A 26,266-nucleotide genomic window follows, 5' to 3' on the forward strand; every position below is an offset into this window, starting at 1 on the left:
TAGAACGACCCGGTGGACGACGGGTATAAACTAAGAGGTCATGATGAGCACAGAAATCAAAACTCAGGTCGTAGTACTTGGGGCAGGCCCGGCAGGTTACTCCGCAGCATTTCGCGCAGCGGATTTAGGTCTGGAAACCGTCATCGTAGAACGTTACAGCACCCTCGGCGGTGTTTGTCTGAACGTCGGCTGTATCCCTTCTAAAGCGCTGCTGCACGTAGCGAAAGTTATCGAAGAAGCCAAAGCGCTGGCTGAACACGGTATCGTCTTCGGCGAGCCGAAAACCGACATCGACAAAATTCGTACCTGGAAAGAGAAAGTTATCACTCAGCTGACCGGCGGTCTGGCGGGTATGGCCAAAGGCCGTAAAGTGAAAGTGGTAAACGGTCTGGGTAAATTCACCGGTGCGAACACCCTGGAAGTGGAAGGCGAAAACGGCAAAACCGTGATCAACTTCGACAACGCGATCATCGCGGCAGGCTCTCGCCCAATCGAACTGCCATTCATTCCACATGAAGATCCACGCGTGTGGGATTCCACCGATGCGCTGGAGCTGAAAACCGTTCCTAAGCGTCTGCTGGTTATGGGCGGCGGTATCATCGGTCTGGAAATGGGTACCGTGTACCATGCGCTGGGTTCAGAGATCGACGTGGTTGAAATGTTCGACCAGGTTATCCCGGCTGCTGACAAAGACATCGTTAAAGTCTTCACCAAACGCATCAGCAAGAAATTCAACCTGATGCTGGAAACCAAAGTGACTGCCGTTGAAGCGAAAGAAGACGGTATTTACGTTTCCATGGAAGGCAAAAAAGCCCCATCCGAACCACAGCGTTACGACGCCGTGCTGGTGGCTATCGGTCGTGTACCGAACGGTAAAAACCTCGACGCGGGCAAAGCTGGCGTGGAAGTGGACGACCGTGGCTTCATCCGCGTTGACAAACAGCTGCGCACCAACGTGCCGCACATCTTTGCTATCGGCGATATCGTCGGTCAGCCAATGCTGGCGCACAAAGGTGTTCACGAAGGCCACGTTGCCGCTGAAGTTATCGCCGGCATGAAGCACTACTTCGATCCGAAAGTGATCCCATCTATCGCGTACACCGAGCCAGAAGTGGCATGGGTTGGTCTGACTGAGAAAGAAGCGAAAGAGAAAGGCATCAGCTACGAAACCGCCACCTTCCCGTGGGCTGCTTCTGGCCGTGCTATCGCGTCCGACTGCGCAGACGGTATGACCAAACTGATCTTCGACAAAGAGACTCACCGCGTAATCGGTGGTGCGATTGTCGGTACCAACGGCGGCGAGCTGCTGGGTGAAATCGGTCTGGCTATCGAAATGGGTTGTGACGCTGAAGACATCGCGCTGACTATCCACGCACACCCGACTCTGCACGAGTCCGTGGGCCTGGCGGCAGAAGTGTTTGAAGGCAGCATCACCGACCTGCCAAACGCGAAAGCGAAGAAGAAATAAGTTTCTTCCCTGATTGCTAACGCCTCCTCTGGAGGCGTTTTTTTTGCCTGAAAACTACCCATTATGGTAGGTAACTTATTGTTATTTCCTCTAAAAATTTTCCTCTGTCTGCCGATACCTTTTGCACCATTGTGTAGCTACTGGCCGCACGGTTAACGATTCTGGACTTTTGATTACACACAAAAAGGAAATAACATGTCTTTGAAGAAAGTGATGGGGATTGGCTTATTAGCGGCAGTGATGACGCTGACCGGGTGCGGTGCGATGACGACGGCGGTGAAAAAACGCAACCTGGAAGTAAAAACGCAGATGAGTGAAACCATCTGGCTTGAGCCATCCAGCGAAAAAACGGTCTACATTCAGGTTAAAAACACTTCTGATAAAGACATGAGCAACCTGCAGACGCTGCTGGCAAACGATCTGAGTGCCAAGGGATACAAGGTCACCAGCTCTCCTGACAGCGCATACTATTGGGTGCAGGCTAACGTTCTGAAAGCAGACAAAATGGACCTGCGTGAATCTCAGGGCTACCTGAAAACCGGCTATGAAGGTGCCGCTGTGGGTGCCGCGCTGGGTGCCGGTATCACGGCCTACAACAGCAACTCCTCCGGCGCAGCGCTGGGCGTGGGGCTGGCTGCGGGGCTGATCGGCATGGCGGCAGATGCGATGGTGGAAGACGTAAACTATACCATGGTGACCGACCTGCAGATCTCCGAGCGCAGCAAGGCGAAGGTGACCACGGACAATATCGCGGCGCTGCGTCAGGGAACGTCTGGCGTGAAGCTGCAAACCAGCTCCGAGCAGGGCGACCGTGCGAAGTATCAAACCCGCGTGGTGTCGAACGCTAACAAAGTAAACCTGAAGTTTGAAGAAGCCAAACCGGTTCTGGAAGCTCAGCTGGCGAAATCAGTCGCCAATATTCTGTAAGTTAAAAAGCCGGGGGGCGGCTTCGCCTTACCCGGCCTACAGGCAGAGCGGGTATTCAGGGTTCGACGGGCTGCCAGGTTTTATCAGGCGCGTATGAGGCCAGCGCCCGGGCCTTTTGCTCCGACTCGCTGCCGAGATCGGACTGGTACACCTTGTCGTCCTGATTTATCACAAAGCTCATCACGCCCGTCTGGCCGTAGCTGACCGGCCACGCCACCATCGCGAAACCGTTTTTATCCGGCAGGATCCGGAAGCGATAGCCGTGATAGCCGGTACCCGGCTCTTTTGGGCTAAATGCCGGTCCGAGCGGACTGGGCGCTTCGCCGGGAGAGGCGGGCCAGTACAAACCGTCTTTTTTGCCCTTCGAGCTGACAATCTTCTGCGCGTATTTCTGGTTCATCGCAAAGTAGCTTTGCTGCGCATCAACATAGGCATGTAAGGCTTCAATGGCAGCAAGTTCATTACGCCCGATTTCGCGGGTCAGAATCTCTTCCGCCCCTTCTTTGATATCGAATTGCCAACCGGTGGCGGTTTTGATCACCGGGATGGGAAGCTGCCAGCTGTTATCGCCGACAACAAGATGCGCCGTATCCCCTTCGACAACGGTGTTATGACGGACTTTCCAGTCGCGCAGGAAACGATCGACGGCATCCGGATCAACGCCTTCAGGGGGCAGAAAATCGCGCCAGTTATCTCCAAGCAGGTTGCTCATCGCGCGCTCATTATGCTCACCAATGGCGTTGGCCAGCGCATCGGTCGCCTGATTGGGCGTGCTGAAAGACTGCTGCGCCATCGCCGAGGCCGAAAGCATGAACAACACCATTCCACTGAGTAGTTTACTTTTCATGTCGGTTCCCTTAGCGATGTCGAATTTCACGGCGTTCAGCGCGTCCACCAGACGCCTGACGCGGCTGCTGCTGGCGAGCCGCAAGCTGCCTGCTTTGCGCACCACGCTGCTGCTGCGCCTGCCAGTTCGCAGAGCGGCTGTCGTTGCCGCTCAGCGCATTGGCCCGGGGCTGGCTGTTCCGCTGCTGGAGAGTGCGTTGCTGTGCGGGCTGTGAAACCCGTTTCTCTTGTCTCTGCGCGGTGGTCTGGCGATTTTCTCGCTGCTGCGTGGTGGTCCGCTTCGCCGTCTGCGGTTTGGTGTCGTAGCCACGGTAGTTATTGCGCTGGGAAATCTGCTTCAGCTGTTCACTTGAGGCCTGACGCTGCACGTCTTTCGTGCCGGGACGTGCCGTTTGCGGGAAGGTTTTACCCGTGGATTTCTCCATCTGGCTCAGGGCCGCCTGACGCTGGCTGTCCCGGTTAACCGGTTTTTGCTGCGTTGAGCTTAGCCCGGTAGCCGTGCTGGTGGAGTGGAAACGGGTGTTGAGCTGGTTAGTCGGATAGGGCACACCTTCCCGATAGGCCGGGTTATGCTGCCAGGTACGGTTGGCGTCCGTCAGACGCTGTCCGCTGATTTTATTGAAGTTCTCAACGTTAATATTGATGTTGTTATCACCGTTGCGGTTATAGCCGCCGTGATTATCCCAGTCACCGTCATGATGGTGATCCCAGTCATCGTCGTCATCCCAGTCGATATTGCTGAAAATGGCATAGGTTGTGGCGACACCCAGGCTGAAGCCTAAGCCGTTGACGAAGCTGTTGCCAAACTGCTCCCCGGGTGTAGGCGGGAGATAGGTGGGCGGATAGGCAGTGTTGGGCCAGGTCCCGTAAACCGTATTGGGGTTATAGGTGGGGACGTACACAACCTGCGGATCGGCAGATTCAATTTTGATCACCGTTGGCGCGGGCGCAGACGTGGTTGTGGTTGTCGTCGTTGCCTCGGTGGTGCTGGTTTTAGCCGGAGCCGGTTTAGTCACGGTGGTGACCGTCTGCTGAGGCGTGGATTGTAACGCGCCTGTCTTCTGTGCCAGCGCGCGCAGGCGCTGAACGGAATCCATCACGTCTTTCGGCTGCGCGAGAAACGCATCGCCCAAATTTTGTACCCACGGCGGGTTTTCACCCATCAGCGACATCAGTTGAGGAAACGCGACCAGCGATTTGACGCTCGGATCCCATGGCTGGCTGGCAACAGCCTGAATGGCGGCGTCCCCCTCCATTTTAGGGTTGTCTTTTGACCACTGCGCCGCCTGAATCACGTTGGCCGGATAAGTCGAGGCCATCAAGATCTGTGACAGCAGGGCGTCCGGGTAGAGCGCGATAGGGGCAACCCACTGATCGATTTGCGCGGCAGTATAGGTTGGCGCGACGACAGGGGCGGGCGTTGCTGCTGCCGGTGCAGCGGGGGCCGCCGGTTGTTGAGCGACGGGGGCGGGCGCAACGGGTTCCGTTGCGCGGCTTTTGACAAACATAATGCCTGAGGCGGCAAGCAGCCCGGCACTGCACAGAAGGACGAGCAGATGTGGCTTAAAGGGCAACTTCATAAAATGACTCCAACGAGACAAGCGCTGTGCCGTGAGGCGTTACGGTTGGCGTGAGTATTATTCACCCGTCTTTTACTGTTTTGACTTTTATTGGGAAGCGTCCGGTACGTCCGGATAAAGAGTGTGAGTATTTATTACACAATTATATCTGATGAAGGAAAAACTGAAGCGTCACGGTGCGGAAGAAACCGCAAAATGATGGCCTAAATCCCCGCTACACCATGCTTAACGATTCAGCAAATTTTTTAATGTTGCTTTTTTGTAAACGGATTAACACTGTGCAGAAATCCTGCTATGCTGCCCGACGCGGTATCGGGCATTTACCCTACAAACTGCTGTCTCACAGGAGCGTGAAGAGAACGCCCGCCGCATATGACAATGAGAGCGAGGAGAACCGTCGTGCTAGAAGAATACCGTAAGCACGTAGCAGAACGTGCCGCCGAGGGAATTGTACCCAAACCTTTAGATGCAACCCAAATGGCCGCGCTCGTCGAGCTGCTGAAGAACCCGCCTAAGGGCGAAGAAGAATTCCTGTTAGATCTGTTGATCAACCGCGTACCGCCTGGCGTAGATGAAGCTGCCTACGTAAAAGCCGGATTCCTTGCTGCTATCGCCAAAGGCGAAGCCACCTCCCCACTGGTTACTCCTGAAAAAGCCATTGAACTGCTCGGCACCATGCAGGGTGGTTACAACATTCATCCGCTGATTGACGCGCTGGATAACGACAAGCTGGCACCGATTGCCGCTAAAGCGCTCTCGTCTACGCTGCTGATGTTCGATAACTTCTACGATGTGGAAGAAAAAGCCAAAGCAGGCAACGTCTATGCGAAGCAGGTGATGCAGTCCTGGGCTGATGCCGAATGGTTCCTGAATCGTCCAGCACTTGCTGAAAAAATCACCGTTACCGTCTTCAAAGTGACCGGTGAAACCAACACCGATGACCTCTCTCCGGCACCGGACGCGTGGTCTCGCCCGGATATTCCTCTGCACGCCCTGGCGATGCTGAAAAACGCCCGTGAAGGCATTGAGCCGGATCAGCCTGGCAGCGTTGGCCCGATCAAACAGATCGAAGCCCTGCAGAAAAAAGGGTTCCCGCTGGCCTACGTGGGTGACGTTGTGGGTACCGGTTCTTCCCGTAAGTCCGCGACCAACTCCGTGCTGTGGTTCATGGGTGACGACATCCCGCATGTGCCAAACAAGCGCGGTGGCGGCCTGTGCCTCGGTGGTAAAATTGCACCGATCTTCTTCAACACCATGGAAGATGCGGGCGCCCTGCCGATCGAAGTGGACGTCTCCAACCTGAACATGGGCGACGTGATTGACGTTTACCCGTACAAAGGTGAAGTGCGTAATCACGAAACCAACGAGCTGCTGGCGAGCTTTGAGCTGAAAACCGACGTGCTGATCGACGAAGTGCGTGCCGGAGGCCGTATTCCGCTGATCATCGGTCGTGGCCTGACCACCAAAGCGCGTGAAGCGCTGGGTCTGCCGCACAGTGATGTATTCCGTCACGCGAAAGACGTGGCGGAGAGCAATCGCGGTTACTCTCTGGCGCAGAAAATGGTCGGTCGCGCCTGCGGCGTCGCAGGTGTTCGTCCTGGCGCATACTGCGAGCCGAAGATGACCTCCGTAGGTTCTCAGGACACCACTGGCCCAATGACCCGTGACGAACTGAAAGACCTGGCGTGCCTGGGCTTCTCTTCCGATCTGGTGATGCAGTCCTTCTGCCACACTGCGGCGTATCCGAAGCCGGTTGACGTAACCACGCACCACACGCTGCCAGACTTCATCATGAACCGCGGCGGTGTTTCCCTGCGTCCGGGCGACGGCGTAATTCACTCCTGGCTGAACCGCATGCTGCTGCCGGATACCGTGGGTACCGGCGGTGACTCCCATACCCGTTTCCCAATCGGTATCTCCTTCCCGGCGGGTTCCGGTCTGGTGGCGTTTGCTGCGGCGACGGGCGTGATGCCGCTGGATATGCCGGAATCGGTGCTGGTGCGCTTCAAAGGTAAAATGCAGCCGGGTATCACTCTGCGCGACCTGGTACACGCGATCCCGCTGTATGCGATTAAACAGGGTCTGCTGACCGTTGAGAAGAAAGGGAAGAAAAACATCTTCTCTGGCCGTATCCTGGAAATCGAAGGTCTGCCGGATCTGAAGGTTGAGCAGGCGTTCGAGCTGACCGATGCCTCCGCTGAGCGTTCAGCTGCGGGCTGTACCATCAAGCTGAACAAAGAGCCGATTATTGAGTATCTGAACTCTAACATCGTGCTGCTGAAGTGGATGATTGCAGAAGGCTACGGCGACCGTCGTACGCTGGAGCGTCGTATCCAGGGCATGGAGAAATGGCTGGCCGATCCGCAACTGCTGGAAGCTGATGCTGACGCAGAGTACGCGGCGGTGATCGACATCGATCTGGCGGATATCAAAGAGCCAATCCTGTGTGCACCGAACGATCCGGACGACGCGCGTCCGCTGTCCGAAGTTCAGGGCGAGAAGATCGACGAAGTGTTCATCGGATCCTGCATGACCAACATCGGCCACTTCCGTGCGGCTGGAAAGCTGCTGGATACCCACAAAGGCCAGCTGCCAACCCGTCTGTGGGTGGCGCCGCCAACCCGTATGGACGCGGCTCAGTTGACCGAAGAGGGCTACTACAGCGTGTTTGGTAAGAGCGGGGCCCGTATTGAAATTCCTGGCTGTTCCCTGTGTATGGGCAACCAGGCGCGCGTCGCCGACGGCGCGACGGTGGTTTCCACCTCGACCCGTAACTTCCCGAACCGTTTAGGTACCGGTGCGAACGTCTTCCTGGCCTCTGCGGAGCTGGCGGCGGTTGCGGCGCTGATTGGCAAACTGCCAACACCGGAAGAGTACCAGACCTTTGTGGCTCAGGTGGATAAGACCGCGGTGGATACCTATCGCTATCTGAACTTCGACCAGCTCTCTCAGTATACCGAGAAGGCTGACGGGGTTATCTTCCAGACGGCGGTATAAACAGCCAAACCGTCTCTACGAGACGGTTTTTAGTGTTTGCACCCTCTCCCACGGGAGAGGGACGGGGTGAGGGCATCAGGCCGCAGGGTCTTGCTCTCACCTTTTTATTTTCATTCCTCCCACCTCTCACGCTTTTTTTCTTCCTCTCTGCTGCGATAATTACCCTAATGGCTTTGCAGAGGAAAACACTATGGATTACGAATTTCTGCGCGACATCACCGGAGTGGTGAAAGTGCGTATGTCGATGGGCCACGAAGCCGTTGGACACTGGTTTAACGAAGAGGTGAAAGAAAATCTCGCCCTTCTTGATGAGGTTGAACAGGCGGCAAAGACGGTGAAAGGCAGTGAACGCTCCTGGCAACGCGCCGGGCACGAATACACGCTGTGGATGGATGGTGAAGAGGTCATGGTGCGTGCCAACCAGCTCGAGTTTTCAGGCGACGAGATGGAAGAGGGGATGAGCTACTATGACGAAGAAAGCCTGTCGCTGTGCGGCGTAGAAGACTTCCTTCAGGTGGTGAATGCCTACCGCGAGTTCATGAAACAGCGGTAACTTCCCGAAGCGTCCCTGCTCCGGGCAACACTTACACGGCCGGAATATTACGGCCGTAGTAAATCTCGCGCATTTCTTTCCAGAGCAGGTCAGTAATCGCCTTACGCTCTTCTTCGCTCAAATCTTCCGGCTTCGTGTGGAACATATAGTGCTTAAGGTCGAATTCCTTAAGTAACATCTTGGTATGGAAGATGTTTTCCTGATACACGTTCACATCCATCATGTCATACAGTGATTTCATGTCCTCGGACATAAAGTTCTGAATAGAGTTGATCTCGTGGTCGATGAAGTGCTTCATGCCGTTGACGTCACGGGTAAAACCGCGCACGCGATAATCAATCGTGACGATATCCGATTCCAGCTGGTGGATGAGATAGTTCAGCGCGTTGAGCGGGGAAATCACGCCGCAGGTCGACACTTCAATATCGGCGCGGAACGTACACAGCCCACCTTCCGGGTGACTCTCCGGGTAGGTATGGACGCAGATATGGCTCTTATCCAGGTGGGCAACCACCACTTCCGGCAGCGGGCCCGGATGTTCCGTTTTGTCGATAAGCTTCGGGTCGACCGGCTCTTCGCTGACCAGGATGGTCACGCTGGCGCCCTGGGGTTCATAATCCTGTCGGGCGATATTCAGGATGTTGGCGCCGATAATGGAACAGGTTTCTGACAGGATCTCGGTCAGACGGTTGGCGTTGTAGAGTTCGTCGATATAGGCGATGTAACCATCGCGTTCTTCCGCTGTTTTGGCATAGCAGATATCGTAAATACAAAAACTCAGGCTTTTGGTCAGGTTGTTAAAGCCATGCAGTTTAAGCTTTTTCAATTAGCTCACCCCCTTAGTGGATAATGCGTCTTGCAGGTACTGCGGCAGAGCAAACGCTGCGGTATGAATAGCCGGATTGTAGTATCGGCACTGAAGACCGCCCTGATGGAAGCGGGCCTGAATAATTTCGGTGGAGAGATGACGTAAGACGTCGTTATCCGTCGCCCAGGCAAAGGTCATGATCCCGCCGTAGTAGGTTGGAATTGCCGCCTGATAGAAGCTGACATCATCGAAATAGGTGCTCAGCTTACGGTGGCTATCCAGCGCTTCATCCTGCTGCAGGAAGCAGACGCCATTTTGGGCAACGAAGATCCCGCCCGGGTTCAGACAGCGCTTGCAGCCTTCGTAGAACGAGGAGGTAAACAGCGACGCGCCGGGGCCGATAGGGTCGGTGCAGTCGGAGATGATCACGTCAAAGGTCTGCGAGGTCTGGTTAACGAAGTTAACGCCGTCGTCAATCACCAGGCTAAAGCGCGGATCGTCATAGCTGCCGGCATTGTGGTTGGGCAGGTACTGGCGGCAGAAAGAGACGACGCCCGCATCGATTTCCACCATGGTGATGGTTTCAATGGAACGATGGCGGGAAACTTCACGCAGCATTGCGCCATCGCCACCGCCGATAATCAGGACATGCTTCGCGTGGCCGTGTGCCAGCAGCGGGACGTGGGTCATCATCTCATGATAGATAAACTCATCTCGCTCGGTCGTTTGCACGACGCCGTCCAGGGCCATGACGCGGCCAAAGGCAGCATTCTCGAAGATGATCAGATCCTGGTGATCGGTTTTCTCATGATAGAGCACGTTATCAACGGCAAAGTACTGACCAAACTGGTCATGCAGTGTTTCATGCCACAACGTGTGGTCGGCCATACGCGGACTCCTCCTTTGTTAACATCCGTTACGCTCACAAAAAAATGAGCGAAACATGATAGCTAACTATAACCGTGGTTGCACGGCTATAGGTTCAACAGGGGGCGTCGGGAAGGTTATTTGACGTAGGCGAGCAGGCTGAGTGAGTCGCGAGCCAGCGCTTTGCATTTTTTAGAGGTGGGAATGCCAATACCACTTAAGTCACGGTAGCTGTCTTCGCCGAGCGCCTTCATGTCGAAGCTGTCGTAGTTGCTGAGATCCCACTGGTTCTGCTGGGCAAAAAAGACCAGCGCGCGGCGAATTTGCCCGTTGGGTAAATTCTGGTAGCCACAATCATTTTTCAGGAATACAAAAACTGCCGTTAAATCGGCCATATCTTCCGCTTCATTTTCACTTAGCGCATAGCTGTTCGCACACATTGCCATCAGGCTACCGAACAAAATTGTCCTGAAAAACGTCTTCATTGCTTCTACCACTTCTTCACGGAAAATTAACGTTAGCATACTTGATGCCAGTGCGACGATCTTTATTATTGCCGCTTTACTTGACCTTCCGGTAAGGGGAGGGTTTATGCTCAAAAGATCGCCTGCTGGAAATAAGGAAATGAACATGCAACGTCGTGATTTTTTAAAATATTCCGTGGCGCTGGGTGCTGCCAGCGCATTGCCTCTCTGGAGCCGCGCGGTTTTTGCGGCTGACAGGCCTGCCTTACCCATCCCTGATTTGCTGACCGCGGATGCCCGTAGCCGTATCAAGCTTGTTGTTCAGTCCGGCAGCACGCTGTTCGGTGCGCACAACGCGACAACCTGGGGCTATAACGGCAATCTGCTCGGCCCTGCGCTGCAGCTGCGCAAAGGGAAGGCGGTGACGGTGGATATCCACAATACGCTTGCTGAAGAGACGACGGTGCACTGGCACGGACTGGAAGTGCCGGGCGAGGTAGACGGCGGGCCGCAGGGCATCATCAAAGCAGGCGGTTCGCGCAGCGTCACCTTTACGCCCGACCAGCGCGCGGCAACCTGCTGGTTCCATCCGCATCAGCATGGCAAAACGGGCCATCAGGTGGCGATGGGGCTGGCGGGACTGGTGCTGATTGAAGACGACGAGAGCCGCCTGCTGCGCCTGCCGAAACAGTGGGGCATCGACGATGTGCCGGTGATTGTGCAGGACAAGAAATTCACCGCTGACGGGCAAATTGACTACCAACTGGACGTGATGAGCGCGGCGGTAGGCTGGTTTGGCGACACGCTGTTGACCAACGGCGCCATTTATCCTCAGCATGCTGCGCCGAAAGGCTGGCTGCGACTGCGTCTGCTTAACGGCTGTAACGCGCGTTCACTCAACTTCGCCGCCAGCGATAAGCGTCCGCTGTACGTGGTCGCCAGCGACGGCGGGCTGCTGCCTGAGCCGGTGAAGGTCAACGAACTGCCGATGCTGATGGGGGAGCGTTTTGAGGTGCTGGTGGATATCAGCGACGGCAAGGCGTTTGACCTCGTGACCCTGCCGGTTAGTCAGATGGGGATGGCGGTCGCGCCGTTTGACAAGCCGCATCCGGTGCTGCGTATTCAGCCGTTACAGGTGACCGCTTCCGGCACGCTGCCTGATACGTTAACCACTCTGCCGGCACTCCCGTCACTTGATGGGCTTACGCAACGCAAACTGCAGCTCTCCATGAACCCGATGCTCGATATGATGGGCATGCAGGCGCTGATGGCGAAATATGGTGATAAGGCGATGGCGGGGATGCATCACGGGCAGATGATGGGCCACATGAATATGGACCACGGCAAAATGGGCGGCATGGGTAACATGAATCACGGCGACCATGGCTTTGATTTCCATAACGCCAATATGATCAACGGTAAAGCGTTCGACATGAACACGCCGATGTTTGCAGCGACAAAAGGGCAGTTTGAGCGCTGGGTGATTTCAGGTGAAGGGGACATGATGCTGCATCCGTTCCATATTCACGGTACGCAGTTCCGCATTCTTTCTGAGAACGGCAACGCGCCGGACGCGCATCGCGCGGGCTGGAAGGATACGGTGAAGGTGGAAGGCGGCGTCAGCGAGGTGCTGGTGAAGTTTGACCACGATGCGCCGAAGGAGTTTGCTTATATGGCGCACTGCCATCTGCTGGAGCATGAAGATACGGGGATGATGCTGGGCTTTACCGTATAAAAAAAGCCGGGTGGCGGCTTCGCCTTACCCGGCCTATATAGCGTACCCGTAGGCCCGGTAAGCTTAAGCGCCACCGGGCTTTTCAGTTACTTGTTTTCGTCAGGCAACGCATACGCGACAATATAGTCGCCCATCTTCGTGCCAAACGAACCGTGACCGCCCGCAGAGATGACAACGTACTGCTTGCCATTCACTTCATAGGTCATCGGCGTGGCTTGTCCACCCGCAGGCAGACGGCCTTGCCACAGTTTCTCACCGTTGGTCATGTTGTACGCGCGCAGGTAGTTATCTGCGGTTGCCGCGATGAACAGCACGTTACCGGCGGTGGAGATTGGGCCACCCAGCATTGGCATACCCATATTAAACGGCACAGGAACCGGCATCGGGAACGGCATGCTGTCCTGCGGGGTACCAATACGTTTTTTCCACACGATCTGGTTAGTTTTCAGATCCAGACCGGAGATGTAACCCCAGGCAGGCTGTTTACACGGCAGACCAAACGGCGACAGGAACGGGTTCAGCGTTACGCCGAACGGTACGCCATACTGCGGCTGAATACCGGCTTCGGTACCGCTGCCTTTCGCGTCTTTCGGCTGCTCCATTGGGTTGCCCGGACCGCGTGGGATCAGACGGGAAACGAACGGCAGCGCCATTGGGTTGGCGATCGCTACCTGACGGTTAGGGTCAACGGAGATCCCGCCCCACTCGAACATCCCCAGGTTACCCGGGAAGACCAGCGTGCCCTGCTCAGAAGGCGGGGTGAAGATGCCTTCATAGCGCAGCTGATGGAACATCACGCGGCACACCAGCTGGTCAAACATTGTGGCACCCCACATGTCTGCCCCGCTGAGGTCTTTCTTCGGACGGAAGCTCAGATCGGAGAACGGCTGGGTTTTGCTGACGTAATCACCTTTCGCCGCACCCTGCGGAACCGGTTTTTCCGGTGCCGGCACAACCAGCTTGCCGTTGCTGCGATCCAGTACGAAGATGTTGCCGGTTTTCGCCGGGGCGTAAATCACCGGTAAGGTTTTGCCGTTAACGGTAATGTCCGCCAGCGTCGGCTGGGACGGCATATCCATATCCCACAGATCGTGGTGTACGGTCTGATAGCTCCAGGCCAGCTTACCGGTGGTCGCGTTCAATGCCACGATAGCGCTGGCATAACGTTCCTGCTCCGGTGTGCGGTTACCGCCCCAGATATCTGGCGTAGTAACACCCATCGGCAGGTAGACCAGGTCCAGCTTCGCGTCATACGCTGCAGGTGCCCAGGAGTTTGGCGAGTTAAAGGTAAAGGTGTGCTCGTCCGACGGGATCGCATTCGGATCTTTCGCGCCCGGGTCGAAGGCCCACAGCAGTTTACCGGTATTCACGTCGAAACCGCGGATAACGCCGGAGGTTTCACGCGTGGAGAAGTTATCCGTTACCGAACCGGCAATCACGATGGTTTTATCGGTGATGATAGGCGGCGAGGTTGGCTCGTACAGACCCGGCGTGGTGTCCGGCATATTGGTCTGCAGATTCAGGATACCTTTGTTGGCAAAGGTTTCACACAGCTTGCCCGTTTCGGCATTGATGGCGAACAGACGACCATCGTTGACCGGCAGCATAATGCGGCGCGGACAGTCGGCAACCACTTCCGGGCTCGCGTTATCGGCGCGCGCTTCGTGATAAGAGACGCCACGGCAGGTCACGTGCTGGAAGGACGGGTTGGAGTTCAGCTGCGGATCGAAGTGCCATTTCTCTTTACCGGTGGCCGCGTCGAGCGCGAACAGACGCTGGTGCGCCGTACACAGATAAAGCATATCGCCGACTTTAATTGGCGTCACTTCGTTGGTCAGTTCACCCGGATCGTTCGGCATCTTCAGGTCGCCGGTACGGAATACCCAGGCTTCTTTCAGGTTCTTAACGTTGTCCGCGTTGATCTGCTTCAGCGGAGAGTAACGCTGGCCTTCCTGGTTACGACCATAGGCAGGCCAGTCGCCGTCAGCGACCTGTGAGATCGCTGCCGCAGGCGTGGATTCTGCGTTCAGCGTACCGTTGATCTCCTGCGGGTCGTTAAAGCCAGCCCATGTGAGGATACCCCCGCTGATCAGCAGCGCCACCACCAGCGCCGCAACGGCACCGCTGGACGGCACGATCAGGCGACGCCAGACGAACGGCAGGATCAGCCAGATACCGAAGAAGACCAGGATGTCACTGCGCGGCGTCAGCGCCCAGAAGTCAAAGCCGACTTCCCAGACGCCCCAGATCATGGTGGCAAGAAGGAGTGCGGCATACAGCCACAGTGCAGATTGTTTTCTACGCCAGAGCAGGACGGTTACGCCAAGCATAACCAGGCCCGCAATCGGGTAGTACCAGGAGCCGCCGATCGCGACCAGCCAGACGCCACCGATTAACAGGTACAGGCCGCAGAAGGCGGCGAATAGCGCTGTTAATGTCACCAGTAGACGCGGCTGTTTAGAGTTTGTTTCAGCCATAGAAAGTGTACTCGTCAGTTTTTGTTAATAATTTGCTAGCAACTAATTATAGGTATTAACAAGTGTGATCGGAATCACAATATTTGCTTTTTATAACTCATACGCCAGGGTTATCCATTTGCTGATATAATGGCTGGCTTGCGTATCAGTGCTGGATATTAACTCATCCGTATTGAGAGATTTTCATTAAAATCATTTGGTTAGTAATATGAAACATACTGTTGAAGTGATGATCCCGGAAGCCGAGATCAAAGCGCGTATCGCCGAACTGGGTCGTCAAATCACCGAACATTACAAGGACAGCGGCAGCGAAATGGTGCTGGTCGGTCTGTTGCGCGGCTCTTTCATGTTCATGGCCGACCTGTGCCGTGAAGTGCACGTGCCCCATGAGGTCGATTTTATGACCGCCTCCAGCTACGGCAGCGGCATGTCCACCACCCGTGATGTGAAAATCCTGAAAGATCTGGATGAAGATATTCGTGGCAAAGATGTGTTGATCGTTGAGGACATTATCGACTCCGGCAACACGCTGTCAAAAGTGCGCGAGATCCTGAGCCTGCGTGAGCCAAAATCGCTGGCGATTTGCACCCTGCTGGATAAACCTGACCGCCGTGAAGTGCAGGTGCCGGTAGAGTTTGTCGGTTTCTCTATTCCTGACGAATTCGTCGTCGGTTACGGCATTGACTACGCACAGCGTTATCGCCATCTGCCGTATGTTGGGAAAGTGGTATTGCTGGACGAGTAATTGCGGTTTGTTGCCCGGTGGCGCTGCGCTTACCGGGCCTACGAATGGGCACATGTAGGCCGGGTAAGGCGCAGCCGCCACCCGGCTTTATTTATGGTTTACGTGCTTAAGCTGAAGGTTGGCAATTCCCGAACGGTAACGCTGCTCCAGCGTTTCCCGGTTGGTGGCGGTCACTTCCAGGTTGCGCAGCAGACCGTCGTGAATGCCGTACGCCCAGCCGTGGATTGAGACCTTCTGCCCGCGTTTCCACGCCGATTGCATGATCGTTGAGTGGCCCAGGTTATACACCTGCTCCATCACGTTGAGTTCACACAGGGTATCCATGCGACGCTCCTGCGGCATTTCGCCCAGCAGTGAGCTATGTTTGAACCAGATATCGCGGATGTGCAGCAGCCAGTTATCAATGAGCCCCAGCTCCGTGTTTTCAACCGCCGCCTGCACGCCGCCGCAGCCGTAGTGGCCGCAAATGATGATGTGCTCGACTTGCAGAACGTCAACGGCATACTGAACAACAGAAAGACAGTTGAGATCGGTGTGAATCACCAGGTTGGCAACGTTGCGGTGAACAAACAGTTCGCCGGGCTCAAGGCCGGTCAGGCGCTCCGCCGGTACGCGGCTGTCGGAGCATCCAATCCAGAGAAAGCGTGGGTTTTGCGCCTGCGCGAGTTTTCCAAAAAATCCGGGGTCTTCCTCCACCAGCATTTTTGACCATAGTGCATTGTTGCTGATGAGTGTATCTATGTTGTTCATGGAGGTTAGCGACCTGTAACCGAGTAATTGCGTTGCGCTACTATAGGGTAACCCGACTTTTAATGAAACCACACAACGTGTGTCAGAACTGAAGGTAAGTTAATTTCATGGCAATTGCACTGGAGCTTGAGCAGCTTAAAAAAACCTATCCGGGCGGCGTTCAGGCGCTGCGCGGAATAGATCTAAAAGTAGAAGCCGGTGATTTTTATGCGCTTCTGGGGCCGAACGGCGCGGGGAAATCGACCACCATTGGGATCATCAGTTCGCTGGTCAATAAAACGTCCGGCCGGGTGAGCGTCTTTGGTTATGACCTGCAAAAAGATGTGGTGAACGCCAAGCGTCAGCTGGGTCTGGTGCCGCAGGAGTTCAACTTCAATCCGTTTGAGACGGTGCAGCAGATCGTCGTTAACCAGGCGGGTTATTACGGCGTTGAGCGTAAAGAGGCCCTGGAGCGGAGCGAAAAATACCTCAAGCAGCTCGATCTGTGGGAAAAGCGTAACGAACGCGCCCGGATGTTATCCGGCGGGATGAAGCGCCGCCTGATGATTGCCCGCGCGCTGATGCACGAGCCAAAACTGCTGATTCTTGATGAGCCGACGGCGGGTGTCGATATTGAACTGCGCCGCTCCATGTGGGGCTTCCTGAAAGACCTCAACGACAAAGGCACCACCATTATTCTGACCACCCACTATCTGGAAGAGGCAGAAATGCTGTGCCGCAACATCGGCATCATTCAGCACGGCGAGCTGGTGGAAAACACCTCGATGAAGAACCTGCTCTCCAAGCTGAAGTCAGAAACCTTTATTCTCGATCTGGCGGCAAAGAGCCCGCTGCCGAAGCTCGAAGGTTATCAATACCGCCTCGTCGATACCTCGACGCTGGAAGTGGAAGTGCTGCGCGAGCAGGGCATCAACAGCGTGTTTTCACAGCTGAGCGCGCAGGGGATTCAGGTCTTAAGTATGCGTAACAAAGCGAACCGACTGGAAGAGCTGTTTGTCTCTCTGGTGCAGGATAAACAAGGAGACAAGGCATGACGCATCTTTACTGGGTCGCGCTGAAAAGCATCTGGGCGAAAGAGATTAACCGCTTTATGCGCATCTGGGTGCAAACTCTGGTGCCGCCGGTCATCACGATGACGCTCTATTTCATCATCTTCGGTAACCTGATTGGTTCCCGGATTGGTGAGATGCACGGCTTTACCTATATGCAGTTTATCGTGCCGGGCCTGATTATGATGGCGGTGATCACCAACGCCTATGCCAACGTGGCGTCATCGTTCTTTAGCGCCAAGTTCCAGCGCAATATTGAAGAGCTGCTGGTCGCGCCGGTACCGACGCACGTCATTATTGCCGGTTACGTCGGCGGCGGTGTGGCGCGCGGGCTGTGCGTCGGGATCCTGGTCACGGCGATTTCGCTGTTCTTTGTCCCGTTCCAGGTTCACTCCTGGCTGTTCGTCGCGCTGACGCTGCTCCTGACGGCAATCCTCTTCTCGCTGGCCGGTTTGCTGAACGCCGTGTTTGCCAAAACGTTTGACGACATCAGCCTGATCCCGACCTTCGTGCTGACGCCGCTGACCTATCTTGGCGGGGTGTTCTACTCCCTGACGCTGCTGCCGCCGTTCTGGCAGGCGCTGTCGCACCTGAACCCGATCGTCTACATGATCAGCGGCTTCCGCTTCGGCTTCCTCGGCATCACTGATGTGCCGCTGTTTACCACGGTGGCGGTGCTGGCGGTGTTCATCATCGTCTTCTACCTGCTGTGCTGGTACCTGATCCAGCGCGGACGCGGTCTGCGCAGCTAGCCCTCAGCCCGGCGACATTCTGTTTGCCGGGCATTTTCTTTGACAGTTATCACCGTAAGCTAACCTTCACTTCGCTAAACTACTTGCCTGCTAAGGAGAGAGTTATGCTGGGATGGGTTATCACCTGCCACGATGAACGGGCGCAGGACATGCTGCTGAAGCTGGAAGCCAGGTTTGGTCCACTGCCACAGTGTCGCGCCGTCAACTACTGGCGCGGCTTGAGCACCAACATGCTTGGCCGGATGATGTGCGATGCCCTGCATGAAACCGACACCGGAGAGGGCGTGATTTTTCTTACTGATAAATCCGGCGCGGCGCCGTACCGTGCTGCGGCTCTGATGAGCCATAAGCACGACGGCTGCGAGGTAATCTCCGGTATTAGCCTTCCATTGCTTGAAATGATGTATCCCCAGCGCGAAACATTAACCAGTGCGGCGTTCCGTAACGCTATCGTCGCGCAGGGTACACCGGGCGTCAGCAGCTTGTGGCATCAGCAGCAAAAAAATCCCCCCTTTGTCCTGCTTCATGACCTGTATAAGAATTAAACATTGGTATTGATGTCGCTTTTGCTACAATGGCATAAGTATTTCCGCTTCGAATAAGACCCTCATGTTCACGCGTATTGTTTTCCTGCTATTGATGTTCGTCTCCGGCACTTCTTCTGCCAGTTTATTAAGTCAGCAAAGACTGCCTGCTCAATATATGCAAACCACCGAAGATGCGGCGATTTGGGCGCAGGTCGGCAACAGCGTCATTAACGTTGGCAACGTGCGGGCAGGGCAGATCCTTGCGGTTGTGCCTGCGGCGGCGGACTACTATGAATTTCGCTTCGGATTTGGCACGGGCTTTATCGACAAGGGGCACCTGGAGCCGGTGCAGGGCAAACAGCGCGTCGAGGATGGCCTGGGGGATTTGAATAAACCGCTGAGCAATCAAAACCTGATAACGTGGAAAGACACGCCTGTTTATAACGCCCCGAACAACGGTAGCGCACCCTTCGGCACCTTAAGCGCCAATCTTCGCTATCCGATCCTGAACAAGCTCAAAGATCGCCTCAATCAGACCTGGTTCCAGATCCGCATCGGCAACCGCCTGGCCTGGATCAGCAGCCTGGACGCGCAGGAAGATAACGGCATTCCGGTCATTACCTACCACCATATTTTGCGCGACGAAGAGAACACCCGTTTTCGCCATACCTCCACGACCACCAGCGTGCGTGCGTTCAACAACCAGATGACCTGGCTGCGCGATCAGGGCTATACCACCCTGACCCTGTATCAGCTGGAAGGGTATGTGCGCAACAAGATGAACCTGCCGGCGAAATCGGTGGTGATTACCTTCGACGATGGCCTGAAGTCCGTTAACCGCTATGCTTACCCGATCCTCAAAGCGTATGGCTTTAAGGCGACGTCGTTCATCATCTCGTCGCGCATCAAGCGCCACCCGCAAAAATGGGCACCAAAATTCCTGCAGTTTATGAGCGTGTCGGAGCTGGAGCAGATGCATGACGTGTTCGACTATCAGTCCCACACGCACTTCCTGCACCGCGTCGACGATAACCATCAGCCCATTTTACTGAGCCGCAGCTATCACAATATTTTGTTTGATTTTAAGCGCTCGCGCCGCGACCTGGCGCAGTTCAACCCGCACGTGCTTTACCTCTCGTATCCGTTCGGCGGTTATGACGATAAGGCGATCAAAGCCGCGAATGACGCCGGGTTCCATCTGGCGGTGACGACGGTACGAGGGAAGGTCAAGCCGGGGGATAATCCGTTCTTGCTGAAGCGCCTGTATATCTTAAGAACGGATTCGCTGGAGACGATGTCGCGGCTGATCAGCAATCAGCCGCAGGGGTGAATCAGTAATAAGTGATCTGGAAGGTGGTCATGCCGGTGAAGTTGCCCACTTTCAACGGATTGCCGTCTTTAACCAGCTGTGCCCGAAAGTTTAACAGGCCATAGCTTGAACCTGGGTCGGTGTTCGGGGAGAGAATAATGTCGCTTTCCTCATTGGGGTTAATTTGTTCAGGCCCCCAGTTCCGCTCGACTAAAATTTTGACCCCGATGCCTTCAGCCCCGTTATTCAGCATATTTCCCAACAAATTATTGTCAGGCCCCGTGAGCTTGCTGGCTGTCATTTTGTATTTAATTGCGTAAACGTTATTACACCCGAGCAACTGAACCCTGAAAGGATGGCTGACAGGGGACGCGTTAAAGTCTGAAAGCATATAATCCCCCATATTAATGGTGTTATTCCCCGAGTCCAACTGCGCGTACTCGCAGGTGGAGGGAATAATCGGGATCTGGAAGGACGTTGGCGTCACGTTAAATGTCCAGGGTTTGTTATCGCTGTCGGACGGATCGCCTATCGTCATGAGTCCGAGCGTAAAGGCGCTTCTTGGGGAAATATACGTTGCATTATTTATATTGCCGCCATTCATCATAAACTCGTTGGTGTCCTGCCAGATATTAATATGGGCTTTCCAGGTTTTCCCCTCCCAGATATTATCGCTGGGGTTAACGAGGTCCGTCCAGCCGGCGGCGTCGCTTCTATTACCGTCGCCAAAATACCCGCCACCGGCGCTGGAGTAAATTTTTACGGAAAAGTAAATGCCCTTAACGTTTGTGTAGTAGTAGTTACCCATACCACCCTCAGGCTGCGGACCGCGGCCAAGTTTATTCCCGACGCTTGCGCTGTCATTATATGCCAGCTGTCGTCCGTCGCTTCCCGCACTGCAGTGAGATACCAGCCCAGGGCTGAGGTCCGTATCGAATGATGCCAGCAACACCGAGTCGTTATTGCTTTTTGGATACCAGCGGATACCGGCATCAAAAGTGCCGTTTACCAGCGTCGTGGTGCCCCCGTAGCCATCAGCGAACTGGCATTCTGTGGCGGCAGCTTGTCCCTGATACCCCAATAAACCGGCGGCAGTAAGCCCGATAAAAAAGAGCGTATTTAAACATCCTGTTAATTTATGATGCATTTTCATCCTGTAGTGCCTGCTCTGTTTATTCATAGATCGCATTAACCAGCACGCGACTGGTTACTTTACCCACGGAAACTGCGCCTGTGTTTTGCAGGCGCGCATAGAAGGGATATTCCGTTCCCCACTTTTCATTGGCGACGAGCTCTACACTCGAATTCCCCTCGCTGCTTAACACGTTGGTATTGTGAGCTTTTGAAAAAATGACCACGCCGGTATTATCGGCGCCACCTGCGGCTACGCTGGTTTCATTAATAAACACCTGGCGCGTTGATTCAGGCCACTCTTTGCTTTGCGGCTGGAAACTAAATATAAATTTTTGCGGCACCTGATCGTCCAGGGGGCAGTTATCTATTTTGACTGCGAATGGTGTGCCGCCTGCATCATCAGTGGGTTGAAGGCGAGTAGTGCCATCAACGTTATAAAACCAACTTTTGCTCACCGTCGGCAAAGAGACTTTACCGTTGTTAGCAATTGAAATCTGGCAGGTATTTTCAACGATATTGGCATTTAAGGTAACATCCATGCCAGCGTCAGCTGACTGGCATGGGGCAGACCAGCACCAATTCATGATTGCTGCCAGGGTAAGTATTGACCCTTTCAGACGATAATTTTTATTTGGCGTTAACATTGCCGTTCTGCCCCTGCAAAGCATTATTGGTAAGTGACGACGAAGGTGACAGGTGCACTGACGTCACCGGTGGTGACATCCGCAATGGTCTGCCCTTTGCCGAGGACGATACGCGCGGCCATATTCATACTGGCGGTAGCACCGCTGATGTTCAGCGTTTGTACAGGCTTGGTGTTACAGCTCAGCAGGGTGCCGGTGGCAGCCACGCCTTTCCAGACTTCAAAGCCTGTTGCTTTCCCTGCAGAGAAAGAGTCACCGTCGGTTGCCGCACCGGTACAGGTACCCCCGCTGCCAGGCGTTGCCTGAATGGTGGCGCTTTTCACACCCGCACAGCCGCTAAAGGCAATTTTGAAGGGTTCGCTGCGGCTCTGGGCCACGAGATCAGATTTAAAGACATCACCAAAGGCCAGGGTGCTGATCGGCTGACCACCGGCGTTTTGGATCTGGGCTGTACACGTTCCTGCGGTGACAGTGGTCGTAAATGTCGCTTGCACACTAGGAGTACCGGTAATGGCGGCGCTGGCGGAACCAGAGGCAACACCCGCAGCGACAGCAAGTGCAATGAGCGTTGAATGGGCGATTGTTTTCATTATTGCGTGTCCTTTCGCTTATTCGTAAGTAAAGTTAAAAGTGGCAGTGGCGCTGAAGGCACCTGTCGTCCCTCTGCCAGACTGTGTTTCAATAATACGAGCAACCAGTGGAACTTCTTTGGCGTTGATTTCCGCGGCAGTCCATACCAGACGCTTGCTGTCATCCGTTGAGTTAATTTCAAACGGCGCGGTCGTCGCGGAAGCACGGGCGATACTGACTGCAAGATAATCAGCCGGACCGGTGATCGCTGCGTTGACAATCCCAGTTTTAACGTAACCAGACTGAGATCCTGAGATGGTGGTTTTCAGTCCGCTTAAGCTGGCTGGGCATTCGGTGATTTTCAGCTTGAAGTTCGCTGTCGCGGCATCCGTGCCACCAGTGATGTCACTCAACTGCATCGTGCCACCTGTACCAATAGGAATGGTGTTGTTAGTACCATTGCCAGTACCGCCCTCGATTTTCATATCACAGGTGGTTTCGCGCAGAGTTGCGGTGAAGGTGACATCAAGCGGGATTGACCCCGCCATAGCCTGTGAGCTTAACGCCAGCGCGAGCAGAGCGCCAAGACGTGTCGCATGAACGGTCTTTTTCATTAAAAATAACTCCCTGTTATAAAAAAATTACATCTGACAAAGTTGATTATTAAGGAAGGTGGTTAACCCTACTTTTTTCGCTGATTCAGGAATGCGATACGTCACGGTACATTCGCTGTCGGTACCGTTACCCCAAACCACACGAAGCTTGCCGCTGGTTTCGATGCCACGAACGTAGGCCTGGCCAGCCTGTCCAACCGCTCCCACGCTGACGTTACTTTCATTTACCACATCAGCACCTAACGGGATAAAGCCATTATCTGAGCGACGAAGTTCAAGCAGCAGCGATCGACCCTGATCGGTTTCGAAATTCACCTTTATGATCGCCCCACTGCGTGGAATGGCGACCATGCTGGTATTTTTGATTTCAACGTCGGATTCCAGATCGGAAATATTCAGACCGACGGTGTTTTCCCGATATGCCGAGAGATAAGGCATGACGGCAAAGCCGGAATCACCAATCACGCCATCACCCAGTGAGAGATGCGCACCTTTCGCGCCCGGCGCGCTGATTAATGCCAGCGTATCGGTATCACCAATACTGCCCGGTGCCAGCGTGACGCCGCCAGAATGCACCAGCATGCCGCCGCTGTAGCTCAATGAGTATTGCTGACTGTTGTCATCAGTCGCCGAGGCAGAAAGACTCAGCGGACCGTAAGGGCTGTTATAGCTGCCATAGCCACCAAGCTGGTTGATGTCACCGGACTCGCTGTGGGTCGTGGTGGTATTCACGCTATAGCTAAAACGGTAATCGTCAGTGTTGCCGTTGGCGCTGGTATTCACGGACATGTTGTGCTTGAAGTCCGAGTTCACGCTTGTGTTAACACTGGAGAATCCACCCGGACGCCTGGTGTGGCCAAACAGGTTTTCCAGCGGAATACTCAGACTCAGATAGATGCTGTCATCTTTCTCACCGTACTCGTCGTAACTGCGCTGCACGGACACGCTGTAGCTCCCCAGCCAGAAGCTGTTGTTGTAACCCACTGAATATTGAGACGTTGAGCTGGACTGCGTCCAATAGTCCTGCCAGCTTCCGGTTGCATATAATGAGCCGTAGTTATTTTTGCCCTGATCAATAGGCTGGCTCACGTTAAGCTGAATCTGGTTTTTCATGCGCTGGAAAGTGGTATAGATATCTCTCCCGCTATGATCGGGGTTACGTGATGTATCGTGATATTTAATGTCTTCAGCGAGGGACGCCGCATCGCTCAACGTAAGATAATCTTTCGTTGAGAATCGGTAGGCTGCGACGTTGAAAGAGGTTCGGGTATCCTCCAGCAGTTTGCTCCATGACACGCGATAACTTTGACCCTGCAGCGTTCCCAGGCCATCGATATCCGCATCAGAATGCGTAATATCCAGTGCGAATGCACCAATGCCGGTGTTCATGGCAATACCCAGCAAGCCGGAAAGATATCCCGTATCCATATATTGAATACCGGAATAGCCCGTGAAGGTATTATTTATGCCGTAATAGCCCGTGGCATAACCCAGACGCGGCTTATCGCGAAGGCCATTATCATTAAGCTCTCCGGCACCAATATCCCAGCGACTGTAACCCGGGCGCAGCATCTGGCTCACAGAAGAGTAAGGAATGGAGAACGTACGCACGCTACCATCCGTTTCTTCAATGGTAACAACCAGATCGCTACCATAGCCTGTGGTACTGAGATCGGCGATTTCAAACGCACCCGGCGGCACCGTACTTTCGTACAGCTTATTACCACTCTGGCTTACCGTCACTTTGGCGTTGCTTTTGGCCACGCCGCGAATGACTGGCGCATAGGTGGAAATACCGCCAGGCAGCATACGGTCATCGTTATACATGCGGGCGCCACGAAGGCCGATTGAGTCGAAAGTTTCGCCACGCGTGTAGGAATCCCCTAACAGCATTTGTGCCCGTAGCGGCGTGATATCACGCTGTAAATAGATATCCTGGCTTGAATATTCGCTGCCGCTGTCCTGATCCCAGTTAAGGTTGCCGCGTGAACGCAGACGCCATGCCCCCATATTCAGGCCATACTTCAGGCCAGCATAGGCGCTTTCGTGGGTCGAGCCTGGGGAATCGGAATGCCAGGCATTGAGATCGTAAGAAAGCATCCCGGCCGTAATGCCATCATCCCATAAGGAAGGATCAACATAGCCGCCAGGGCGACGATCGATGTAAATTTGCGGCACAACCAGATCGAGTTGTTGGTTCGACGAATCAAAATCCCATGATGCGCCAGAGAGGATTTTTACGATATCAAGGCAGCTTTCACTGTTTTCCTCAATATCTTTCAGTGCCTCTTGCTTTATGCCCAACTGTAAAAGAAGCTTAGCCGTAAAGCAGGGGGTCGCACGCGTTGTTCCGTTATCTTTGAATGTAAATTCGGTCAACAATTTCTTCTGGCCGTTAATCGCAATTTGCGTTTTAAACGTACCAGGAACAATTGGGTTGCCTTTTGCAAAGCGGCTAACGTCGATTTTCGCGCCTGTGTTAAAGAGAAATTGATCGTTAAATTCGATCTCACTTTCATCAGACGTATTCTGCACAGCGCCATCTTCTGCAAAAGATGGCGACTGAAGCGCGGTACTGATAATAATACAGAGTATTGAACGCTTGAATAACATTGCTATCACTAATCCGTTAGCTGCTAGTTAGAATAAGAATCTTATTGTTTTATTTGAGCGTCACTTCATGGACGTCGGCACCGCCAAAATCATTGATTGCCGTGAACGCCACTTTGCTAACGTGTGCGGTACCCGATTCTTTAAGCGCATAAGACTGGCTACCAAACGGTTCCACATAGTGTGGATCGATGGCGATTTTTTTACCGCCTACAGATGCATCGATTTTCGCCAGAGAGACGTAGTAGGGAGAATCATTGCGCGCCACCAGCATGCTGCCGTTCTGGGTCCATTTCAGCTCTTTTGCTGCGATGGCAGGATCGCCTTTCAGTCCTTTTGGACGGAAGAACATTTTTATACGGGTGCGGAATGCCAGTTGCAGAATATTTTCTGCAGAGTCATTTTTGGCTTTTGGTGGGATCTCCAGAACGTTGAACCAGTACATGGTTTCTTTATTCTGTGGCATAGCCTGACCAAGCCAACTGATGCGTACCGTTTGCCCTTTTGCGGGATCGATACGTGAAACCGGAGGTGTCACAACGAACGGGACTTTCAATTCACGTGGGTCGGTTGAGTCACGACCATCATCCAGCCAGGTTTGTACCAGCAGAGGTTTATTACCGCGGTTTTCCATATTCACGGTGACATCTTTTGCCGACTCCGGATAAATGACGCGCGTTCCGGAAATAACAATATCCGCAAAGGCGGTATGAGAAACAGACAGTGCAGCACTCAGCATCAATGTCGCGAGAGCCGATTTTAAAAGGCGCATATTATTCATCCTTAAACAAAATGCGCCCACGTCATCTGTGAGCGCATGAGAGATTCAAAAGCTATCGA

General features: G+C 54.2%; 23 protein-coding genes. 10 read left to right on the forward strand and 13 right to left on the reverse strand.

Translation table 11 applies throughout. The annotated features are described in order from the left end of the window. The first annotated feature begins 43 nt into the window (after nucleotides 1–43). Both lpdA and traT read left to right on the forward strand, forming a co-directional pair. Nucleotides 44–1,468 carry a dihydrolipoyl dehydrogenase gene (gene lpdA / locus ABFV38_RS03740; protein ID WP_003856313.1) on the forward strand — a complete coding sequence of 475 codons (1,425 nt, stop codon included), beginning with the start codon at nucleotides 44–46 and terminating at the stop codon, nucleotides 1,466–1,468. 195 nt (nucleotides 1,469–1,663) lie between these two features. Further along, complete coding sequence (gene traT / locus ABFV38_RS03745) at nucleotides 1,664–2,395, forward strand: conjugal transfer complement resistance protein TraT (protein WP_048225655.1); 732 nt, start codon at nucleotides 1,664–1,666, stop codon at nucleotides 2,393–2,395. A 55-nt stretch (nucleotides 2,396–2,450) separates the two neighbouring features. Here the strand turns inward: traT and ABFV38_RS03750 are convergent, their stop codons facing one another. Both ABFV38_RS03750 and ABFV38_RS03755 read right to left on the reverse strand, forming a co-directional pair. Beyond that, entirely contained in the window at nucleotides 2,451–3,242 is a 792-nt protein-coding gene (locus ABFV38_RS03750) for a DUF2950 family protein (RefSeq protein ID WP_348958531.1), read from the reverse strand. A gap of 10 nt (nucleotides 3,243–3,252) precedes the next feature. After that, complete coding sequence (locus ABFV38_RS03755; protein WP_348958532.1) at nucleotides 3,253–4,821, reverse strand: DUF3300 domain-containing protein; 1,569 nt, start codon at nucleotides 4,819–4,821, stop codon at nucleotides 3,253–3,255. A 399-nt stretch (nucleotides 4,822–5,220) separates the two neighbouring features. On the opposite strand from ABFV38_RS03755, the gene acnB reads away from it, so the two are divergent. After that, nucleotides 5,221–7,818 (forward strand): bifunctional aconitate hydratase 2/2-methylisocitrate dehydratase, encoded by a 2,598-nt coding sequence (gene acnB / locus ABFV38_RS03760; protein WP_032645211.1) that lies wholly within the window; start codon nucleotides 5,221–5,223, stop codon nucleotides 7,816–7,818. A gap of 190 nt (nucleotides 7,819–8,008) precedes the next feature. Next, a complete protein-coding gene (gene yacL / locus ABFV38_RS03765) occupies nucleotides 8,009–8,371 on the forward strand; it encodes a protein YacL (RefSeq protein WP_039024350.1) in 363 nt (120 codons plus the stop codon). A gap of 31 nt (nucleotides 8,372–8,402) precedes the next feature. On the opposite strand, the gene speD is transcribed toward yacL, so the two are convergent. From speD to ABFV38_RS03780, 3 genes are all read right to left on the reverse strand, one after another. Next, entirely contained in the window at nucleotides 8,403–9,197 is a 795-nt protein-coding gene (speD, locus tag ABFV38_RS03770; RefSeq protein WP_008501953.1) for an adenosylmethionine decarboxylase, read from the reverse strand. After that, nucleotides 9,198–10,067, reverse strand: a complete 870-nt coding sequence (gene speE / locus ABFV38_RS03775; RefSeq protein WP_348958534.1) for a polyamine aminopropyltransferase — start codon at nucleotides 10,065–10,067, stop codon at nucleotides 9,198–9,200. Nucleotides 10,068–10,183: 116 nt separating this feature from the next. Then, on the reverse strand, nucleotides 10,184–10,531 hold the full coding sequence (locus ABFV38_RS03780) for a YacC family pilotin-like protein (protein ID WP_045327862.1): 348 nt from the start codon (nucleotides 10,529–10,531) through the stop codon (nucleotides 10,184–10,186). A gap of 145 nt (nucleotides 10,532–10,676) precedes the next feature. Between ABFV38_RS03780 and cueO the strand changes: the two genes are divergently transcribed. Next, complete coding sequence (cueO, locus tag ABFV38_RS03785; protein ID WP_223540026.1) at nucleotides 10,677–12,245, forward strand: multicopper oxidase CueO; 1,569 nt, start codon at nucleotides 10,677–10,679, stop codon at nucleotides 12,243–12,245. A gap of 86 nt (nucleotides 12,246–12,331) precedes the next feature. On the opposite strand, the gene ABFV38_RS03790 is transcribed toward cueO, so the two are convergent. After that, complete coding sequence (locus ABFV38_RS03790) at nucleotides 12,332–14,722, reverse strand: pyrroloquinoline quinone-dependent dehydrogenase (RefSeq protein ID WP_235403542.1); 2,391 nt, start codon at nucleotides 14,720–14,722, stop codon at nucleotides 12,332–12,334. A gap of 208 nt (nucleotides 14,723–14,930) precedes the next feature. On the opposite strand from ABFV38_RS03790, the gene hpt reads away from it, so the two are divergent. Beyond that, nucleotides 14,931–15,467 carry a hypoxanthine phosphoribosyltransferase gene (gene hpt / locus ABFV38_RS03795; RefSeq protein ID WP_008501948.1) on the forward strand — a complete coding sequence of 179 codons (537 nt, stop codon included), beginning with the start codon at nucleotides 14,931–14,933 and terminating at the stop codon, nucleotides 15,465–15,467. 87 nt (nucleotides 15,468–15,554) lie between these two features. Here hpt and can read toward each other — a convergent pair whose 3' ends face one another. Then, nucleotides 15,555–16,217, reverse strand: a complete 663-nt coding sequence (gene can, locus ABFV38_RS03800; protein ID WP_008501947.1) for a carbonate dehydratase — start codon at nucleotides 16,215–16,217, stop codon at nucleotides 15,555–15,557. 107 nt (nucleotides 16,218–16,324) lie between these two features. Between can and ABFV38_RS03805 the strand changes: the two genes are divergently transcribed. From ABFV38_RS03805 to ABFV38_RS03820, 4 genes are all read left to right on the forward strand, one after another. Then, nucleotides 16,325–17,251 carry an ABC transporter ATP-binding protein gene (locus ABFV38_RS03805; protein WP_008501946.1) on the forward strand — a complete coding sequence of 309 codons (927 nt, stop codon included), beginning with the start codon at nucleotides 16,325–16,327 and terminating at the stop codon, nucleotides 17,249–17,251. After that, nucleotides 17,248–18,018 carry an ABC transporter permease gene (locus tag ABFV38_RS03810; RefSeq protein ID WP_032675960.1) on the forward strand — a complete coding sequence of 257 codons (771 nt, stop codon included), beginning with the start codon at nucleotides 17,248–17,250 and terminating at the stop codon, nucleotides 18,016–18,018. The genes ABFV38_RS03805 and ABFV38_RS03810 overlap by 4 nt, the downstream gene beginning before the upstream one ends. A 104-nt stretch (nucleotides 18,019–18,122) precedes the next feature. Beyond that, nucleotides 18,123–18,563 carry a PTS sugar transporter subunit IIA gene (locus tag ABFV38_RS03815; RefSeq protein ID WP_045907814.1) on the forward strand — a complete coding sequence of 147 codons (441 nt, stop codon included), beginning with the start codon at nucleotides 18,123–18,125 and terminating at the stop codon, nucleotides 18,561–18,563. Nucleotides 18,564–18,627: 64 nt separating this feature from the next. Beyond that, complete coding sequence (locus ABFV38_RS03820; protein ID WP_348958536.1) at nucleotides 18,628–19,875, forward strand: polysaccharide deacetylase family protein; 1,248 nt, start codon at nucleotides 18,628–18,630, stop codon at nucleotides 19,873–19,875. A 1-nt stretch (nucleotide 19,876) separates the two neighbouring features. Here the strand turns inward: ABFV38_RS03820 and ABFV38_RS03825 are convergent, their stop codons facing one another. Genes ABFV38_RS03825 through ABFV38_RS03850 form a run of 6 tightly spaced genes read right to left on the reverse strand, consistent with a single transcriptional unit; the run spans nucleotide 19,877 to nucleotide 26,207 of the window. Beyond that, on the reverse strand, nucleotides 19,877–21,007 hold the full coding sequence (locus tag ABFV38_RS03825) for a fimbrial protein (RefSeq protein ID WP_235403543.1): 1,131 nt from the start codon (nucleotides 21,005–21,007) through the stop codon (nucleotides 19,877–19,879). Between the two features lie 19 nt (nucleotides 21,008–21,026). Beyond that, a complete protein-coding gene (locus ABFV38_RS03830) occupies nucleotides 21,027–21,632 on the reverse strand; it encodes a fimbrial-like protein (RefSeq protein WP_235403544.1) in 606 nt (201 codons plus the stop codon). A gap of 23 nt (nucleotides 21,633–21,655) precedes the next feature. Beyond that, nucleotides 21,656–22,222, reverse strand: coding sequence for a fimbrial protein (locus ABFV38_RS03835; protein ID WP_235403545.1), 567 nt, complete (start codon nucleotides 22,220–22,222; stop codon nucleotides 21,656–21,658). A gap of 18 nt (nucleotides 22,223–22,240) precedes the next feature. After that, complete coding sequence (locus ABFV38_RS03840; RefSeq protein ID WP_235403546.1) at nucleotides 22,241–22,816, reverse strand: fimbrial protein; 576 nt, start codon at nucleotides 22,814–22,816, stop codon at nucleotides 22,241–22,243. A gap of 27 nt (nucleotides 22,817–22,843) precedes the next feature. Continuing rightward, nucleotides 22,844–25,429, reverse strand: coding sequence for an outer membrane usher protein (locus tag ABFV38_RS03845; RefSeq protein ID WP_348958539.1), 2,586 nt, complete (start codon nucleotides 25,427–25,429; stop codon nucleotides 22,844–22,846). 49 nt (nucleotides 25,430–25,478) lie between these two features. Beyond that, a complete protein-coding gene (locus tag ABFV38_RS03850) occupies nucleotides 25,479–26,207 on the reverse strand; it encodes a fimbrial chaperone (protein ID WP_235403548.1) in 729 nt (242 codons plus the stop codon). Nucleotides 26,208–26,266 lie beyond the last annotated feature (59 nt).

Source organism: Enterobacter cloacae complex sp. Mu1197, from assembly GCF_040059225.1.
GTDB classification, from domain to species: Bacteria; Pseudomonadota; Gammaproteobacteria; order Enterobacterales; family Enterobacteriaceae; genus Enterobacter; species Enterobacter quasiroggenkampii.

Bases quoted from the DNA above. Each gene is read 5' to 3' on its own strand.
- lpdA (WP_003856313.1), top strand. From the start codon at position 44: ATGAGCACAGAAATCAAAACTCAGGTCGTAGTACTTGGGGCAGGCCCG.
- traT (WP_048225655.1), top strand. From the start codon at position 1,664: ATGTCTTTGAAGAAAGTGATGGGGATTGGCTTATTAGCGGCAGTGATG.
- ABFV38_RS03750 (WP_348958531.1), bottom strand. From the start codon at position 3,242: ATGAAAAGTAAACTACTCAGTGGAATGGTGTTGTTCATGCTTTCGGCC.
- ABFV38_RS03755 (WP_348958532.1), bottom strand. From the start codon at position 4,821: ATGAAGTTGCCCTTTAAGCCACATCTGCTCGTCCTTCTGTGCAGTGCC.
- yacL (WP_039024350.1), top strand. From the start codon at position 8,009: ATGGATTACGAATTTCTGCGCGACATCACCGGAGTGGTGAAAGTGCGT.
- speE (WP_348958534.1), bottom strand. From the start codon at position 10,067: ATGGCCGACCACACGTTGTGGCATGAAACACTGCATGACCAGTTTGGT.
- ABFV38_RS03780 (WP_045327862.1), bottom strand. From the start codon at position 10,531: ATGAAGACGTTTTTCAGGACAATTTTGTTCGGTAGCCTGATGGCAATG.
- cueO (WP_223540026.1), top strand. From the start codon at position 10,677: ATGCAACGTCGTGATTTTTTAAAATATTCCGTGGCGCTGGGTGCTGCC.
- ABFV38_RS03790 (WP_235403542.1), bottom strand. From the start codon at position 14,722: ATGGCTGAAACAAACTCTAAACAGCCGCGTCTACTGGTGACATTAACA.
- hpt (WP_008501948.1), top strand. From the start codon at position 14,931: ATGAAACATACTGTTGAAGTGATGATCCCGGAAGCCGAGATCAAAGCG.
- can (WP_008501947.1), bottom strand. From the start codon at position 16,217: ATGAACAACATAGATACACTCATCAGCAACAATGCACTATGGTCAAAA.
- ABFV38_RS03805 (WP_008501946.1), top strand. From the start codon at position 16,325: ATGGCAATTGCACTGGAGCTTGAGCAGCTTAAAAAAACCTATCCGGGC.
- ABFV38_RS03810 (WP_032675960.1), top strand. From the start codon at position 17,248: ATGACGCATCTTTACTGGGTCGCGCTGAAAAGCATCTGGGCGAAAGAG.
- ABFV38_RS03815 (WP_045907814.1), top strand. From the start codon at position 18,123: ATGCTGGGATGGGTTATCACCTGCCACGATGAACGGGCGCAGGACATG.
- ABFV38_RS03820 (WP_348958536.1), top strand. From the start codon at position 18,628: ATGTTCACGCGTATTGTTTTCCTGCTATTGATGTTCGTCTCCGGCACT.
- ABFV38_RS03825 (WP_235403543.1), bottom strand. From the start codon at position 21,007: ATGAAAATGCATCATAAATTAACAGGATGTTTAAATACGCTCTTTTTT.
- ABFV38_RS03830 (WP_235403544.1), bottom strand. From the start codon at position 21,632: ATGTTAACGCCAAATAAAAATTATCGTCTGAAAGGGTCAATACTTACC.
- ABFV38_RS03835 (WP_235403545.1), bottom strand. From the start codon at position 22,222: ATGAAAACAATCGCCCATTCAACGCTCATTGCACTTGCTGTCGCTGCG.
- ABFV38_RS03840 (WP_235403546.1), bottom strand. From the start codon at position 22,816: ATGAAAAAGACCGTTCATGCGACACGTCTTGGCGCTCTGCTCGCGCTG.
- ABFV38_RS03845 (WP_348958539.1), bottom strand. From the start codon at position 25,429: ATGTTATTCAAGCGTTCAATACTCTGTATTATTATCAGTACCGCGCTT.
- ABFV38_RS03850 (WP_235403548.1), bottom strand. From the start codon at position 26,207: ATGAATAATATGCGCCTTTTAAAATCGGCTCTCGCGACATTGATGCTG.